This window comes from Pseudomonas sp. C27(2019) (assembly GCF_008807395.1).
In the GTDB taxonomy this organism is placed as follows: domain Bacteria; phylum Pseudomonadota; class Gammaproteobacteria; order Pseudomonadales; family Pseudomonadaceae; genus Denitrificimonas.
Genome location: NZ_CP043320.1, coordinates 2,388,200 through 2,403,756 on the forward strand (window position 1 = coordinate 2,388,200; position 15,557 = coordinate 2,403,756).

The following is a 15,557-nucleotide window of genomic DNA, read 5'->3' on the forward strand; positions in this document are numbered from 1 at the left end:
TAGGAGGCATGCCCTTCCATTATGAAAGCCTCACTCGTTTTAAAAATGGGTCAACAGCTGACGATGACCCCGCAATTGCAGCAAGCGATTCGCTTATTGCAAATGTCGACATTAGATCTGCAAGCAGAAATCCAAGAAGCCTTGGAAAGCAATCCAATGCTCGAGCAAGAAGACGAAAACCACAGCACGGCCAGCACAACTGAAAACACTGCACAAGAGCATTCAAATAATACTCAGGCAGCCAGCCAAGAAGAGCCAGCCAACGATGCAGAAGGCCAGCCCGAGCCTGAGATCAGCGAATGGACTGAACAAATTCCTAGCGAGCTCGAAATTGATACCTCATGGGATGATGTCTACCAATCCAGCGCCAGCAATATCCCCAGCTCAAGCAGTGAAGACTGGGACTTTACCAGCACCACCTCAGCCGCTGTTGACCTGCAAAGCCATCTGCTCTGGCAACTCAACTTAGCTAAAATGAGCGATAGTGACCGCATTATCGCCACCGTGATTATCGACAGCATCGGTGCAGACGGTTATTTGCAAGACAGCCTTGAAGACATTCAAGACGCCTTCGATCCCATGCAGCACATCGAAATGGACGAAATTGAAATGGTGCTCAAACGTGTGCAGCAGTTTGAGCCCACAGGCATTGCGGCACGTAACCTGAGCGAATGCTTGCTGCTACAACTGCATGCACTGCCCAGCAACACCGCTTGGCTGGCTGAAGCAAAAACACTTTGCCGAGAGCATCTAGAGCTACTAGGCGGTCGTGATTACAACCAGCTGATGCGCCGTATGCGCATCAAAGAAGACGCACTCAAAGAAATCGTAGAGTTGATTCAAAGCCTTAACCCACGGCCTGGTTCAGTGATCGAGAGCAAAGAAGCCGAATACATTGTGCCTGACGTGATTGTACGCAAGGCCAATAACCGCTGGATTGTTGAGCTCAATCCAGCCATAGCACCGCGCTTAGCGGTCAACGCACAGTACGCAGGCTATGTGCAGCGCGCCGACAACAGTGCTGACAACACTTTTTTACGCACACAACTGCAAGAAGCGCGCTGGTTTATTAAAAGCCTGCAAAGCCGTAATGAAACGCTGCTCAAAGTTGCCACACAAATTCTCGATTATCAGCGCGGTTTCTTCGACTACGGCCCAGAAGCCATGAAACCTTTGGTATTGGCTGAAATTGCAGACGCTGTTGGCATGCACGAGTCAACTATTTCTCGGGTTACCACACAAAAATATATGCACACGCCACGGGGCATTTTTGAGTTAAAATATTTTTTCTCTAGCCACGTCAGCACTGCTCAGGGTGGCGAATGCTCATCAACCGCAATTCGTGCCATTATTACTAAGCTGGTTGCCGCAGAAAACCCGAAAAAACCACTAAGCGACAGCAAAATCGCTGGCTTACTGGAAGAGCAAGGCATTCAAGTGGCACGCCGTACTATTGCTAAGTATAGAGAATCACTGGGTATTGCCTCGTCAACCGAACGAAAACAGTTACTATAGACATTGGTCATTAACACTTAATTTATGCAGGCGTTACAATTGCGCTAACACCGTATCAAGCCGTAAATCTAAGGAGAAAAGTATGCAAATCACCATTACAGGTCATCAGCTGGATATCACTGAAGCCTTACGTGATTACATCAACAACAAGTTTGCTAAACTTGAGCGTCATTTTGATAAAATCACCAGCATCCGCGTGACGCTTGGTGTTGAAAAAGTAAAACAGAAAATCGATGCAACCTTACTGATTGCCGGTGGCGACATTAATGGCAATGCCGAACATGAAGACATGTATGCGGCTATTGACTTACTGGTTGATAAACTGGATCGCCAGTTGATCAAACACAAAGAAAAACAACTGGATCGCCAAAAAGGCGTGCTTGAACGTTAATACTTCTATGATTCGACTAGAACATATACTGACCCCGGAGCGCTCCCAAGTGAACGTTCCGGGCGGCAGTAAGAAACGCATATTGGAATACATTGCCCACTTGATTGCGACTGACGTACCTGGCATTGATGAGGACGTTCTCTTCGAAAGCTTGGTTGCTCGTGAAAAGCTCGGTTCCACAGGCTTTGGTAACGGCATTGCGATTCCGCACTGTCGCCTGATCGGCTGCACAACGCCCATCAGTGCGGTTTTACACTTAGAAACAGCCATTGACTTCGACGCTATTGATGGCGAGCCGGTTGACTTGCTTTTTGTACTTTTAGTGCCAGAAGAAGCAACCGATCAACACTTAGAATTATTGCGACAAATTGCCGGTATTTTTGAGCAAGACGATGTTCGTGAGCGCCTACGTAACGCGCCAACGAGCGCTGACTTGTATAAAACGGTGCTTGCTGCGCAACTATAGAGGCCCTTATTCATGCGTTTGATTATTGTTAGCGGGCGCTCTGGCTCAGGTAAAAGCACAGCCTTAGATGTCTTAGAAGATAACAATTTCTACTGCATAGATAACCTGCCAGCCATGTTATTGCCTGAGTTGGCTGAACGTACACTGCTGACCTCCGAGCTACTGCATCCCAATATTGCAGTTTCGATTGATGCACGTAACGCGCCCAACCAACTCGAGCGTTTCCCTGAGCTATTAGCTGGCTTGCGCGAGCGTCACATTACCTGTGATGTACTGTATTTAGATGCCGATGATAAAACCTTACTCACGCGTTTCTCAGAAACACGCAGACGCCACCCTCTAACCAGTGATACGCGCTCGCTTGCCGAAGCCATTGAAGATGAAAAAACCCTGCTATCACCCATCATTGATCTGGCCGACTTAACCATTGATACCACGCACCTTAATCTGTACCAATTACGCGACACCATTAAATTGCGCTTGCTGGACAAACCTGAGCCTGGCACTGCATTTTTAATCGAGTCATTTGGTTTTAAGCGCGGCAGACCGGTTGATGCAGACGTGGTCTTTGATATCCGCTGCCTACCCAATCCCTACTGGAAGCCGGATCTACGTGCTTACTGTGGCCTCGACCAAGTCATCGTCGATTACTTGCAGGAGCAAGTTGACGTAATAGAAATGTACAACGATATTTATGCCTATCTAACCAAATGGCTGCCACGCTTTGCTGCCAGCAATCGCGCTTATGTCACCGTTGCAATTGGCTGCACCGGCGGCCAACACCGTTCTGTGTATATGGCACAGCGTATCGGTGAGGCGCTCAGTAAAGAGCTGAGCAATGTGCAAATTCGCCATCGCGACATGGTGCCTAGCAACGAGAAGCACGATGCATAGTTGTCAGGTCACTATCATTAACAAACTTGGCCTGCATGCTCGAGCTGCAGCAAAGTTTGTCTCTGTCGCCAATACCTTTCCCTGCGATATCAGTGTCGGCCGTGATGCCAACTCTCTATGCAGCGGCAAAAATATCATGTCGGTGATGATGCTGGCAGCCAGCAAAGGCACCGAGCTGCTGATTAGCGCTGAAGGCGAGCAAGCAGCAGAAGCACTGGCCGCCCTGCAAGAGTTGATTGAGCAACGCTTCCACGAAGACAGCTAAAACAATCGCTCAGCCAGCAAGCATGCTGTTAGCCCATAGCTAAGCAATGCGGCCCATCCACCAGTGGATCATTAATCAAGGTACTGACACGGCGCTCACGCAATGGCAGCTGGGCACCGACTAACGCCTGCTGCAAGGCTTCGTCACTGCTGTGCGGGTTTAACCATACCGCTTGTTGCTGTTGATTGAGCACAATCGGACGGCGTAAATGAGCTGCTTGTTGAGTCAGCATGGCGACACTGTAGTAATCTTGGCCTGGCACAGCATACACATCCCAGATCGCGGCAAAATACAGTAAAGAATCGTCCGCACTCAACCAAAAAGGGTGCTTGCGATGCAAGCCACGCCACTCAAAAAAACCATTGGCGGGTAATAGGCAACGCTGAGTACGCCAGGCTTTTTTAAACATCGGCTGAGTCTTGACTGTTTCAACTCGCGCATGCGCCACAGCACGGGTTAGATCGGTCATCCACGCTGAGGTAAAGCCCCACAACGCCATTGCAGCATGCAATGTATCCTGTTTCTGATAGAGCATAAGCACTTGTGACTTTGGTGCTAAGTTCCAATGCGCACGCATCTGCTGATTAAAACCTGGCAACTGCGACCACGCCTCAGGCCAGTCATATAAAGCATAGCGTCCCGACATTAAACCCCCTCTATTAACACTCTAAAATACCGTGCGTTGTCATCTGCTGCGGCTCTGGCCCCCCATCATCAATCGGCGTTGCTTGTTGATAGTCACTAATCAATTCGCGCGCCTGCTGCGCGTGCTCATCTTCCACCATCAAGCCAAGCAATCCTAGCGCAGGCAATTCGCCCATGCCGCCAACCAAATCTGCGCCCTGCAAATACACATCAATACCTTCGCTGCGCAACATGCTGATCAGCATCTGTGCTTCCATTAAATCAGCAGGCTCATGAATCCTTTGCACCTTAGATCTCCTCTGCACGTTATTCATCAATACAGGTATAATAACTCAATAGTTCAACCCTACAGCGTCTAACGCACTGAACAGTAGCCGAATAAGAGAATCACATGGATCAATTTGACAGCATTCGCCCCTACAATGACGATGAAGTGGCGACTGTATTGCAACGCTTACTGGCTGATGTTGATTTTTTATCCATAATCACCCAATACCGTTTTCCAGTTGCTTCACGCTATTGTGCCTGGCTTTTGCGGCCCATTATTGCCTGGAAGTTGCGCAAGGAGCTTAGTGAAATACGAAGCGTAGCAGCGCTGCAAGAACGTATTGAACCCTATGTTGAGCGTAGCATTACCCAAGCCACTGACGGCATCAGCTTTTCCGGCGTGGAACACTTACATGCAGGCCTACCGCATCTGTATTTGGCCAACCACCGTGATATTGTCATGGACCCTGCCTTTGTCAATTATGCTTTATTTCAGGCCAAGCACACCACGCCGCGTATCGCCATTGGCGACAATCTGCTGCAGCGGCCTTTTGTTAGTGATCTGATGCGCATTAACAAAAGCTTTATCGTGCACCGCTCACTGAGCAACCGCCGCGAAAAACTCGCAGCCTTTCAATTGCTATCGGCCTATATCAACCATTCCATCCTTAACGATCGTGAGTCGATTTGGATTGCGCAAGCCGAAGGTCGAGCTAAAAATGGTGATGACCGCACTGAAAGTGCCATCTTAAAAATGTTCCACTTATCACGTAAAGACGAAGATTTCCAAGACGTCATTACCTCGCTGCGCCTCACACCTGTTGCCATCAGCTATGAATATGATCCTTGCGATATTGCCAAGGCGCGCGAGCTGTATATCCGCGCCAGCAGCGGTCAGTACAGCAAACAAGTCGGCGAGGATGACGCCAGTATCGCGCAGGGCATCACCGGCTACAAAGGACGCGTACACGTGCACTTTTGCCCCACCATCAGCACTGGCTTTACTGACGCAAAGCAATTGGCACAGCTGGTTGACCAAGAAATTTGGCGCGACTACCGCTTATTCCCAGCTCACTATTTAGCATGGGCCATGTGGGAACAAAGAGACACTGATTTAGCCGTACCTGATATTACTAAGGTGTTCGAGGCGCAAGACATCGCCAGCGCACAGCAGGAATGGCAGCGACGTTTAGCCGCCTGCCCAGCAGAGCATCGCCCATATCTGATCATGCAATACGCCATGCCCGTACAGAACCAATACCGTAGCCTCGCTGCGACGCACGCCTAATTTTTGCAGACATCTGCACCCGTTCTTGAGGTTTTTATGCCCTGGTTACAAGTCCGTTTAGCCATACAGCCCAATCAAGCGACAGCATGGGAAGACCGTCTCCTGGAGCTGGGCGCGGTCTCAGTAACCTATATGGACGGTGAAGATCAGCCCATTTACGAACCCGACTTAGGCACCACGCCGCTGTGGAGTCATACTCACTTACTGGCGTTGTTTGAAAACGATGTTGACGCTCAATCTCTGCGCCAACATATTCAGTTACTCGGCGGTGCAGACACACCTGAACTAGACTTCGAAGAGATTGAAGATCAAGACTGGGAACGCAGCTGGATGGATAATTTTCACCCAATGCGTTTCGGTCAGCGTTTATGGATTGTGCCCAGCTGGCACGCAGCACCGGAGCCTGATGCAGTGAACCTGCTGCTCGATCCGGGTTTAGCGTTTGGTACGGGCACACATCCCACCACAGCACTGTGTCTTGAATGGCTTGACGGTCAGCCTATTGACGGCTGCGATGTTTTAGATTTTGGCTGTGGCTCAGGCATTCTCGCCATTGCCGCTAAGTTACTCGGTGCTAAACAGCTGACCTGTACTGATATCGACAGCCAAGCACTGCAAGCCACTCGCGATAATGCTAATCGTAATGGTATTGCAGCAGAGGATATGCTGGTTTACTTGCCAGAAGATATGCCGCAACAGCAGTTTGATGTGGTCTTAGCAAATATTTTAGCCGGCCCTCTAGTGGAGCTTGCGCCACAGCTCATTCAATACACTCGCAGTGGTGGTCGCATTGCTTTATCAGGTATCTTAGCCGAGCAAGCGCAAGAGGTACGTGACGCTTACAGTGCAGCCTTTGATTTAGCACCAACCGCAGAAAAAGACGGTTGGGTGTGCATTTCAGGTGTACGCCTTTAACCTATAGTGCGATACAGTCCATGCAGTTTAATCTGCTAGATGCGCTAGACTGCATAGTATTCATGTTCTCTTTGAAATTGACCTAATCATGACTGAGATGTTCATTACACAATGCCCGCATTGTCAAACCAGCTTTCGCCTCAAGCAGAGCCAGCTTAGCGCTGCTCGCGGAACAGTGCGATGCGGTGCATGCTTGCAAGTGTTTAATGCAGCCAGTCAAATCACCGCTGATACTGCTCCAGCCGCTGCAGAGCCGACCGCAGCACACGCTGCGCCGATGCCAGGCGGTGAGAACGCCGAGAGCCAAGCAGAGCACGCGGCTGTTACTCCGCGGTTAAAGAAACCCTTGATGATCCATGATGATATGGATCTCGAAGACTTGAATGATCTCGATCTTGATGAAGAGCTGGCCCGTCTAGAGCAAGAAGAACAGCGCACACACGAACTAACAAGCGAATTTTGCGCATTAGCAACAACAGAGCCGCAGCTTAGCCCTGAACTGCAAAACGATATACAGGACACTGCTGACTCGTCGACGCTGGATGATCTGACCGATGAACTGCTCGCACAAGAACCCGTCGCAAAACTGAGCAGCAGCCCGCCCGATGAGGCTCAAGCAGCGGCAGACATTGAGCAGACGCCTGAGCCTGCCAGTTCTGCCAAAGCCAGTAGTGTGCTGGAAACAACAGCATCCGAGATGACTGTCGAAGCAACCAGCGATCATCTAGCGCACTTTGCTGATGAGCCTTTGCGCCTTGATTGGCGACCGAGAAAAAGCCCGTGGAGACGTTGGCTGGGCTGGGGATTATTAAACAGCTTGGCGCTACTGCTCCTACTGGGCCAATATACGCACAAGAATTTTGCCGAACTGGCGCGCCAAGACAGCACACGCCCATGGCTGGAAACACTATGCCAACTGATCGACTGCCAACTGCCAAGCAAAGTCGATGTGCAGCAAATCAAAAGCAGTAATTTATTAGTGCGTAGCCACCCCGAATTTAGCGGTGCTTTGTTGGTGGATGCAATTATTTACAATCGCGCATCATTCAGTCAGCCCTTTCCACTGCTGGAAATGAGATTCTCCAATCTAAACGGCACGCCTTTAGCCAGTCGTTTATTTAAACCTCAAGAATATTTAGGCGGGGAATTGGCTGGGCAAACACACATGCCACCGCAAACGCCAATTCATATCGCTCTAGAAATACTTGAGCCCAGCGGTGGTGCAGTCAACTACAGTCTAGATTTTGTCTCGCCCGACTGAATACGCACCTGCAGCACCTGGTCAGTGCTGCAGCACTTAAACGGGCAAACTAGCTGCCCGCTACTTTCATCCGCTCAATCAATACCGAGCCAGTGCAAACACTGCCGCGTCGATCTAGGTCGTTACCAATAGCGACAATTTGCTTAAACATATCGCGCATATTGCCAGCAATGGTCACCTCTTGCACTGGGAACTGAATCTCACCATTCTCAACCCAGTAGCCGCCGGCGCCGCGTGAATAGTCACCTGTGACCATATTCAGACCTTGCCCCATCAACTCAGTGACCAGCAAGCCACGCCCCATTTTTTTCAATAACGCTGCTTGGTCTTCATCGCCATGGGTCACGAACAGGTTGCGCGCACCACCCGAGTTCGCGGTACTGGGCATACCCAGCTTGCGTCCTGAGTAAGTGCTGAGCATATAGCTGACCAATACACCATTTTCAATAAAAGGTTTGGCATAGGTGGCTAGGCCGTCACCATCAAAGGCGCTGCTGGCTAAACCACCAGGCTGTAACGGACGCTCATCTAAGGTGAGCCACTCAGGGAATAACGTCTGACCCAATGCACCCAGCAAAAACGATGCATTGCGGTATTGATTGCCACCGGCAATGGCACCGAGCAGGCTATTAAACAAACCACCAGCCAATTCAGCAGCAAACAACACTGGCACATCACAGGTTGACACTGAGCGCGCACCTAAACGATTCACCGTACGCTCTGCCGCGATACGGCCAATGGTGGCAGCATCGGTGAGTAAATCGGCACGACGGCCATAGTCATACCAGTAGTCACGCTGCATATTGCCGTCAGCTTCTGCAATCATCACGCAACTGATGCTGTGCCGTGTTCCAGCATGTCCGGCAATCAACCCATGACTGTTACCGTAGATGGTGCAGCCAACATCTGTATTAACACTGCTGCCATCGGCATTGCTGATGCGCGAATCCGTAGCAAAGGCTGCCGCTTCACATTCTAGCGCCAACTCAATGGCGCGCTCAGGGCTCAAGTCCCATGGATGCCATAAATCCAGATCAGGAAACTCACGTGCCATTAAGTGCTCATCCGCCAAGCCAGCAAACTCGTCAGGGGAGGCATATTTAGCAATTGCCAAAGCCGCAGCAACCGTTTCTTGAATCGCTGCATCACCGGTTGCAGTGGTGCTGGCCGAGCCTTTCTGCTGGCCGTGATACAGGGTAATAGAAAACCCCTGGTCGCGGTTAAACTCAACAGTTTCTACCTCTCTTTGACGCACACTGGTGGCTAAACCTTGCTGCACAGAGACCTCTACTTCACAGGCGCTGGCACCCTGTTGTTTGGCTGCCGCAAGAATCTTTTCCACCTGAACCTTCAGTTCTGGTAATGCTTGCGGGCCGACACTTTCACTTACACTCATAGTTACTCCAAAGCATTTTCACAAGACCCTATCAAAGTATCAGCCTTGCTCTGTTATCATAGCGTCCTAATTGATTGGAACGCCGTTATGTCTGACTACCTCGACGACTCGCTGGACGAAGAAGAAAAAAGCAAATCACAAATCAAACGTGAAATGCTGGCTCTACAAGAGCTGGGCTTGCGTCTTTCTGACCTTAAACCCGAACTGCTGAATAAAATGCCGCTCAGTGATGAGCTGCGTAAAGCGCTGGCGGAAACAAGTAAACATACCGCTCATATTGCCCGTAAACGCCATTCGCAGTTCCTCGGTAAATTGCTGCGCGGTCACGATATTGATGCCATTATGCAGCCGGTAAACTTGGTTGACAGTCAAACCCGCGAATACAATGACCGCTTCCACGCCTTGGAACGCTGGCGTAGCCGTCTGATTGCCGAAGGTGATGCCGCGTTACAAAGCTTTATTGAAGACTACCCCACCACAGATATTCAGCACCTACGCAGTTTAATCCGTCACGCACAACATGAATTGGCACGTAATAAAGCGCCCACCGCTTCACGTAAAATTTTTAGGTACCTACGTGACTTAGATGAACAGCGCCTCGGTTTAAAATAAATCCCTCATTTCTAGCACATCGGTTACCTCAGCAACCGCTGTGCTAAGCGCTCAATACACTAAAATCAACTACCAGTACCGCCAACAGTAATGCCGTCAATTTTTAAGGTTGGCTGGCCTACGCCGACCGGCACGGACTGCCCTGCCTTACCGCACACACCAATACCGCCGTCTAACTCTAAATCATTGCCGACCATCGACACTTGGCGCATCGCCTCCGGGCCGTTACCAATCAAGGTCGCACCTTTGACCGGGGCAGTGATTTTGCCATCTTCAATTAAGTAGGCTTCACTGGTGGAAAACACAAACTTACCGCTGGTGATATCCACTTGCCCGCCACCTAGGTTAGCGCAATAAATACCGCGTTTGACTGAGGCAATAATCTCTTCCGGCTCACTGTCACCGGCCAGCATATAGGTGTTGGTCATACGGGGCATCGGCACATGCGAATAGGATTCGCGACGACCATTACCGGTTGGCGCAACACCCATCAAGCGTGCATTCATGCTGTCTTGCATATAGCCGCGCAGCACACCGTTTTCTATCAGCATATTGTATTGGCTCGGCGTACCTTCATCATCAACACTGAGCGAGCCTCGGCGACCCACCAAGGTACCATCATCGACAATGGTGCACAGCGATGACGCCACTTGCTGGCCCACTTTACCGCTGTAAGCGGAGCTGCCTTTGCGGTTAAAGTCACCTTCCAAACCGTGGCCAACCGCCTCATGCAGCAAGACACCACTCCAGCCTGGGCCGAGCACCACTGGCAAGGTACCTGCAGGAGCAGCAATCGCTTCAAGATTGACTTGGGCTTGGCGTATCGCTTCGCGGGCATAACCCATGGCGCGGTCATTTTCTAAGAAGTAACGGTAATCAGTGCGACCACCACCACCGGCGGTGCCGCGCTCACGGCGGCCATTGTGCTCAATAATGACACTGACGTTAAAGCGTACCAAAGGCCGCACATCAGCCGCGAGGCGACCGTCCAAAGTAGCCACTAAAATCTGCTCCCACGAACCGGTCAAGCTCACCGTAACTTGACAAACACGGGGCTCCAACGCTCGCGTGGCAGCATCTATTTCTTTAAGTAACGCAACTTTTTCTTCGCGGCTGATCACCTCCAGTGGGTTATCCGCTGGATATAATGACGTATGCGCAACCGTCTGGATCGCTACCGGTTGTACCTGCTGGCCTGATCGGGCAATGCTGCGCGAAGCCTGTGCTGCTTGTAAAAGCGCAGGCAGGGTCAAGGCATTACTGTAAGAAAATCCGGTTTTCTCACCGGCGAGTGCGCGCACACCGACACCTCGATCAAGGCTGAAGTTGCCTTCTTTAACGATGCCTTCTTCCAGCACCCAGGCTTCAGAAATACGATTTTGAAAATACAAATCGGCTGCATCGATACCCGGCCCTGCCAACTCGCTAAATACTGCGGATAATTGCCCTATCTCTAAGCCAGTCGGTGCCAACAAAACAGAACTGGCGCTGGCTAACAAATCACTCATTGTGTGTCCTCTGTGTCTGTACGCACTAATTGCGCAACAGAAAATCGTTTATGTTGCCATACAGGCATACGTTGGCGGATAGCCGCTTGCTCAGCACGCGGATAACAATGCGTTATACAGCCGGCACCACTCGGTAACTCGGCTAAGACACTGCCCCAGGCATCAATAATGGCTGAGTGGCCATAGGTTTCACGTCCTAAGCCATGCACCCCACCTTGGTTTGCTGCCAGCAGCATGCACTGGGTTTCAATCGCTCGAGCGCGCAATAACACCTGCCAATGCGCTACGCCGGTCAGTGCGGTAAACGCCGATGGTACGCTAATCAACTCAGCACCGGCATCACGCAACGCAGCATACAACTCAGGAAAGCGTAAATCGTAACAGATCGTCATGCCTAAGCGGCCAACCGGTGTGTCCACCACTGTACAACTCTGTCCTTGAGCATAACGCTCAGATTCCTTATAACTGCCTTGTTGATCATCAACTGCAGCATCAAACAAATGCAATTTATCGTAACGCGCAACACACTCACCGTCGCTATTAAACAGTAAAGAGCTGGCACAGGGTTTACCCTCAAGCTGCCCCTTTGCCAACAAGGGAACTGTCCCAGCAACAAGCCACAAGCCGAGCTCGCGCGCAGTCTGGGCTAACCAAGGTAAGATCGGGCCTTGCTGCTGTGCTTCAAGACGGGCGATCTGTGCGACATTACTATGACCCATGGCGGCAAAGTTTTCTGGCAGCACTGCTAAGCGCGCGCCCACTGCAACAGCCTGCTCTAACAGCTGGCGAGCACTGGCCAGATTGGCAGCAATATTCTCACTCGAGACCATCTGAATCACTGCGACCGTCATAAACGCTGCATACCTCGCGACTTGATAAATAACCTTGCTGTGTGGATAAACAAGTAAAATGCGATTTTACAGTGCCAGCAAGGGGACACAATAGCTAAGCCGCTTATGCCATACTATTAAGCTTATTTACTTTTTATGTGCCTATGTCTAAGACGCTCAACATCGATAACCTGCAATGCGCGCAATGGCGGCAAGCCATTCAGCTCGGCGATTTTCAGCGCGGCAAAGCCTATGCTGCACAAAATCGCAGCACTGTATTGAACCTGCAAGACAGCACGCTAACAGCGCAGTGCAAGGGCTCGGCTGGGCAAACTTACCTACAAACCATCACCTTACTGGCACGCGATGGCCACTACGATGTCAATGGCCGCTGTTCTTGCTATGTTAGCTACAACTGTAAACATGTGGTTGCTGCCCTGCTGACCCTTGAGCAGATGCAACAGCAAGGTCAAACACCGCCGCGCCTGCCAAGCGCAGCCAGCAAAAAGCAAGCCGCGCAAAGCTTACAAATTACCGATGCGCCGGTATCAGCACCGCAGCCGCAACTGACCTTTGGGAGCGTCATCCTCAAACGTTACGACGCCCGCAGCGCGCGCATGCAAACCACAGTGCAACACCGTGCCGCGCTGGCTTTTAATTACCAAGGTCATTTATGCAGCGGCAAGCCGACAGCTGATTTTCTAGCCAGCACCGGCCCCTACCAACGCTTGCGCATCACCCGCGATTTGGGCTTTGAGAGCAGCTGCCGTGAACAGTTAAAAAAACTCGGCTGGCAGCTGTCGATGCGCCGCAGCGATGCTGTACCGGAGAGTGCCGGCGATGCTTACGAGCTGCCTAGCGAGCGGGCATGGTTGGCCTTTATGCAGCAGCCTTTACAGGATTTGCAAGCGCAAGGCTGGCACGTGGTGATGCTCAAAGACTTTCAGTTTAACCTACTGCCTATCGATCACTGGTACGCCGCAGTTGACGAATCACCCAGCCTAGACTGGTTTTCTGTCGAGCTGGGCATTGAAGTGGACGGTCAAGCCATTAGCTTGTTGCCGATTTTATTGCAGCTGATTCGTCAATCACCAAAACTGCTCGATCCCGACTATATCGCCCAGCGTGACGACAGTGATGTGGTGTTAGTGCACGTGGGTAAAAATGGACAACGTGTGGCGCTACCTTACGCGCGTATTCGCGCTGTACTGAGCACCTTGAGTGAGCTGTATATCCGTGAAGCACTGACAGATGAAAACAAACTGCAGCTACCCCGCCAAGAAGCCGCGCGCCTAAGCCAACTGCAAACACAAGGCATTGAGTGGCATGGCGGCGCCGGCATTCAAGCGCTGGCTGAGCGATTGGCAGAGCCCTTACACAGTTTAGTTTCAGCCCCTGCAGGCCTTAACGCCACCTTGCGTGATTATCAGCAAGAGGGCTTAACTTGGCTGCAAAACCTGATGCAAATCGGCATGGGCGGCATCTTGGCAGATGACATGGGATTGGGCAAAACCCTACAAACCTTGGCGCACATTCTTAGCGAGAAAAACGCGCAACGCTTACAACAGCCTGCATTGATTATTATGCCCACCAGCTTGATCGCCAACTGGCAAGATGAAGCGGCACGTTTTACCCCACAATTAAAGGTGCTCACGCTGCACGGGCCACAGCGCCAACGCTTGTTTGCTGAGATTGCCCAAGCCGATATTGTGATCAGCACCTACGCCCTGCTCTCGCGTGACAGCCAGCAGTTGATTGCGCAGGATTGGCATTTACTGATTCTGGATGAAGCACAAACCATCAAAAACCCACGCAGTAAAGCCGCTCTTTGCGTCAACCAGCTACGTGCGCAACAACGCCTGTGCCTAACTGGCACACCACTGGAAAACAACTTAGGCGAGCTTTGGTCGCTGTTTAACTTTTTAATGCCAGGCTGGCTCGGTGATGCTAAAAGCTTCGCTCGCCATTACCGCACACCCATTGAAAAACATGGCAACGAGCAACGCTTAAGCCACCTCAAAGGCCGCCTCAAGCCCTTTATTTTAAGGCGTACTAAGCTGCAAGTAGCCAGCGAGTTACCGGCCAAAACAGAAATCACTCAGCACATCGATCTTAGCAGCGCACAGCGCGACCGTTACGAAACCCTGCGCCTGGCCATGGATAAAAAAGTGCGAGATGAGATCCAGCGAGTTGGCGTCGCACGCAGCCATATTGTTGTGCTGGAGGCGCTACTGCGGCTACGCCAAGTGTGCTGCGACTTGCGCCTGCTCAGCGAGGACGATGCACAGCACTACAGCAGCAAAGATTCAGCCAAAATTATGCATTTACTGCAGATGCTGCGCACCTTAACCGCGGAAGGCCACCGTATTTTAGTATTTTCACAATTTACCAGCATGTTGGCTTTGATCGCCGATGAGCTCAACAAAGCCAAGATTGAATTCGTGCAATTAACCGGACAAACCATTGACCGGCGCACACCGGTACAGCGCTTTCAAAATGAGGACGTGCCGGTGTTCTTAATCAGTCTCAAAGCCGGAGGCGTGGGCTTAAATCTAACCGCAGCCGACACTGTGATCCATGTTGATCCTTGGTGGAATCCTGCCACTGAAGCACAAGCCAGTGACCGCGCTTACCGTATCGGGCAAAACAAGCCGGTGTTTATTTACAAGCTGATTGCGCGCGGTAGTGTAGAAGAAAAAATCCAACACCTGCAGCAATATAAAGCAGCGTTAGCCAACAGTATTCTGGACGGCGGCTCCAGCGTCAGCGCCAGTTTTGATGATGCCACTATTGATGCCTTACTCGCACCGCTCGAGCGTTAAAAACCAAGCAGTTATATTCAGCGCGAACAGCCTTTGCTCTGCCCAACCTACGATTTTAGGAGCAGCGAAAGTGAATAATAGGACAGAAAAACTGCGCGCATGCATACACAACTTTTACACGTTTAATCGCTATGTCACTTACTTGGTACTGGCATCGGAAACGACATGATATTGCCTGCCGCCGCTTCGCTGATCCGCGCCACACCTAAACGCTCCACCTCATCAATACGGACAATGGCATGCATCGGCACGTAGCTGCGGATCACACCCTCAAACTGTGCTTTAAGTTTTTCTTCGCTGGGGTCCACTACGACCTGGGTGCGCTCACCAAAGACAAACTCTTCTATTTCTAAAAAGCCCCAGAGGTCGCTTTGATAAATGGCTTTTGCATACATTTCAAAGACTTGACCTTGATTGACAAAGATCACCTTAAAAATCGGGTTTTCAACTTTACTCATAACGGATAAAACTCATGTGTTAAC

Annotated in this window: 16 protein-coding genes; 10 read left to right on the top strand and 6 right to left on the bottom strand. The window is 50.8% G+C overall.

What is annotated here, in order from left to right:
- Positions 1–21: 21 nt before the first annotated feature.
- The 5 genes from FXF61_RS10885 (at position 22) to FXF61_RS10905 (ending at position 3,531) form a co-directional block, all read left to right on the top strand.
- Complete coding sequence (locus FXF61_RS10885; RefSeq protein ID WP_151185287.1) at positions 22–1,515, top strand: RNA polymerase factor sigma-54; 1,494 nt, start codon at positions 22–24, stop codon at positions 1,513–1,515.
- Between the two features lie 82 nt (positions 1,516–1,597).
- Positions 1,598–1,906 (top strand): ribosome hibernation-promoting factor, HPF/YfiA family, encoded by a 309-nt coding sequence (hpf, locus tag FXF61_RS10890; protein WP_151185288.1) that lies wholly within the window; start codon positions 1,598–1,600, stop codon positions 1,904–1,906.
- A 7-nt stretch (positions 1,907–1,913) separates the two neighbouring features.
- On the top strand, positions 1,914–2,372 hold the full coding sequence (gene ptsN, locus FXF61_RS10895) for a PTS IIA-like nitrogen regulatory protein PtsN (protein ID WP_151185289.1): 459 nt from the start codon (positions 1,914–1,916) through the stop codon (positions 2,370–2,372).
- A 12-nt stretch (positions 2,373–2,384) separates the two neighbouring features.
- The gene (gene rapZ, locus FXF61_RS10900) at positions 2,385–3,266 is read left to right on the top strand and encodes an RNase adapter RapZ (RefSeq protein WP_151185290.1); all 882 of its coding nucleotides are present in this window, start codon (positions 2,385–2,387) and stop codon (positions 3,264–3,266) included.
- Positions 3,259–3,531 carry an HPr family phosphocarrier protein gene (locus tag FXF61_RS10905; protein WP_151185291.1) on the top strand — a complete coding sequence of 91 codons (273 nt, stop codon included), beginning with the start codon at positions 3,259–3,261 and terminating at the stop codon, positions 3,529–3,531. Before rapZ ends, FXF61_RS10905 begins: the two co-directional genes overlap by 8 nt.
- Before the next feature lie 28 nt (positions 3,532–3,559).
- Here FXF61_RS10905 and FXF61_RS10910 read toward each other — a convergent pair whose 3' ends face one another.
- Together FXF61_RS10910 and FXF61_RS10915 are read right to left on the bottom strand one after the other, a co-directional pair.
- A complete protein-coding gene (locus tag FXF61_RS10910; RefSeq protein WP_151185292.1) occupies positions 3,560–4,177 on the bottom strand; it encodes an SOS response-associated peptidase in 618 nt (205 codons plus the stop codon).
- A gap of 13 nt (positions 4,178–4,190) precedes the next feature.
- Entirely contained in the window at positions 4,191–4,463 is a 273-nt protein-coding gene (locus tag FXF61_RS10915; protein ID WP_151185293.1) for a putative signal transducing protein, read from the bottom strand.
- A gap of 104 nt (positions 4,464–4,567) precedes the next feature.
- Here FXF61_RS10915 and FXF61_RS10920 point away from each other — a divergent pair, with 104 nt between their 5' ends.
- The 3 genes from FXF61_RS10920 (at position 4,568) to FXF61_RS10930 (ending at position 7,907) form a co-directional block, all read left to right on the top strand.
- Entirely contained in the window at positions 4,568–5,731 is a 1,164-nt protein-coding gene (locus FXF61_RS10920) for a 1-acyl-sn-glycerol-3-phosphate acyltransferase (protein WP_151185294.1), read from the top strand.
- A gap of 36 nt (positions 5,732–5,767) precedes the next feature.
- Positions 5,768–6,646 (top strand): 50S ribosomal protein L11 methyltransferase, encoded by an 879-nt coding sequence (gene prmA, locus FXF61_RS10925; protein WP_151185295.1) that lies wholly within the window; start codon positions 5,768–5,770, stop codon positions 6,644–6,646.
- An 88-nt stretch (positions 6,647–6,734) separates the two neighbouring features.
- Positions 6,735–7,907 carry a DUF3426 domain-containing protein gene (locus tag FXF61_RS10930; RefSeq protein WP_151185296.1) on the top strand — a complete coding sequence of 391 codons (1,173 nt, stop codon included), beginning with the start codon at positions 6,735–6,737 and terminating at the stop codon, positions 7,905–7,907.
- A gap of 49 nt (positions 7,908–7,956) precedes the next feature.
- Here the strand turns inward: FXF61_RS10930 and pmbA are convergent, their stop codons facing one another.
- Positions 7,957–9,303 carry a metalloprotease PmbA gene (pmbA, locus tag FXF61_RS10935; protein ID WP_151185297.1) on the bottom strand — a complete coding sequence of 449 codons (1,347 nt, stop codon included), beginning with the start codon at positions 9,301–9,303 and terminating at the stop codon, positions 7,957–7,959.
- Positions 9,304–9,390: 87 nt separating this feature from the next.
- Here pmbA and yjgA point away from each other — a divergent pair, with 87 nt between their 5' ends.
- Positions 9,391–9,915: a ribosome biogenesis factor YjgA gene (gene yjgA, locus FXF61_RS10940; protein WP_151185298.1), complete on the top strand. Its 525-nt coding sequence runs from the start codon at positions 9,391–9,393 to the stop codon at positions 9,913–9,915.
- Positions 9,916–9,980: 65 nt separating this feature from the next.
- Here yjgA and tldD read toward each other — a convergent pair whose 3' ends face one another.
- On the bottom strand, positions 9,981–11,423 hold the full coding sequence (gene tldD / locus FXF61_RS10945; RefSeq protein WP_151185299.1) for a metalloprotease TldD: 1,443 nt from the start codon (positions 11,421–11,423) through the stop codon (positions 9,981–9,983).
- Entirely contained in the window at positions 11,420–12,274 is an 855-nt protein-coding gene (locus tag FXF61_RS10950) for a carbon-nitrogen hydrolase family protein (RefSeq protein ID WP_151185300.1), read from the bottom strand. The genes tldD and FXF61_RS10950 overlap by 4 nt, the downstream gene beginning before the upstream one ends.
- A gap of 143 nt (positions 12,275–12,417) precedes the next feature.
- On the opposite strand from FXF61_RS10950, the gene FXF61_RS10955 reads away from it, so the two are divergent.
- Positions 12,418–15,075, top strand: coding sequence for a DEAD/DEAH box helicase (locus FXF61_RS10955; RefSeq protein WP_151185301.1), 2,658 nt, complete (start codon positions 12,418–12,420; stop codon positions 15,073–15,075).
- Between the two features lie 134 nt (positions 15,076–15,209).
- On the opposite strand, the gene FXF61_RS10960 is transcribed toward FXF61_RS10955, so the two are convergent.
- Positions 15,210–15,533: a DUF1820 family protein gene (locus tag FXF61_RS10960; RefSeq protein WP_151185302.1), complete on the bottom strand. Its 324-nt coding sequence runs from the start codon at positions 15,531–15,533 to the stop codon at positions 15,210–15,212.
- Between the last annotated feature and the right edge of the window lie 24 nt (positions 15,534–15,557).

Coding starts and splice junctions, on each gene's coding strand:
- tldD (WP_151185299.1), bottom strand. CDS start 11,423: ATGAGTGATTTGTTAGCCAGCGCCAGTTCTGTTTTGTTGGCACCGACT.
- FXF61_RS10905 (WP_151185291.1), top strand. CDS start 3,259: ATGCATAGTTGTCAGGTCACTATCATTAACAAACTTGGCCTGCATGCT.
- hpf (WP_151185288.1), top strand. CDS start 1,598: ATGCAAATCACCATTACAGGTCATCAGCTGGATATCACTGAAGCCTTA.
- FXF61_RS10910 (WP_151185292.1), bottom strand. CDS start 4,177: ATGTCGGGACGCTATGCTTTATATGACTGGCCTGAGGCGTGGTCGCAG.
- ptsN (WP_151185289.1), top strand. CDS start 1,914: ATGATTCGACTAGAACATATACTGACCCCGGAGCGCTCCCAAGTGAAC.
- FXF61_RS10920 (WP_151185294.1), top strand. CDS start 4,568: ATGGATCAATTTGACAGCATTCGCCCCTACAATGACGATGAAGTGGCG.
- prmA (WP_151185295.1), top strand. CDS start 5,768: ATGCCCTGGTTACAAGTCCGTTTAGCCATACAGCCCAATCAAGCGACA.
- FXF61_RS10950 (WP_151185300.1), bottom strand. CDS start 12,274: ATGACGGTCGCAGTGATTCAGATGGTCTCGAGTGAGAATATTGCTGCC.
- FXF61_RS10885 (WP_151185287.1), top strand. CDS start 22: ATGAAAGCCTCACTCGTTTTAAAAATGGGTCAACAGCTGACGATGACC.
- pmbA (WP_151185297.1), bottom strand. CDS start 9,303: ATGAGTGTAAGTGAAAGTGTCGGCCCGCAAGCATTACCAGAACTGAAG.
- FXF61_RS10930 (WP_151185296.1), top strand. CDS start 6,735: ATGACTGAGATGTTCATTACACAATGCCCGCATTGTCAAACCAGCTTT.
- yjgA (WP_151185298.1), top strand. CDS start 9,391: ATGTCTGACTACCTCGACGACTCGCTGGACGAAGAAGAAAAAAGCAAA.
- FXF61_RS10960 (WP_151185302.1), bottom strand. CDS start 15,533: ATGAGTAAAGTTGAAAACCCGATTTTTAAGGTGATCTTTGTCAATCAA.
- rapZ (WP_151185290.1), top strand. CDS start 2,385: ATGCGTTTGATTATTGTTAGCGGGCGCTCTGGCTCAGGTAAAAGCACA.
- FXF61_RS10955 (WP_151185301.1), top strand. CDS start 12,418: ATGTCTAAGACGCTCAACATCGATAACCTGCAATGCGCGCAATGGCGG.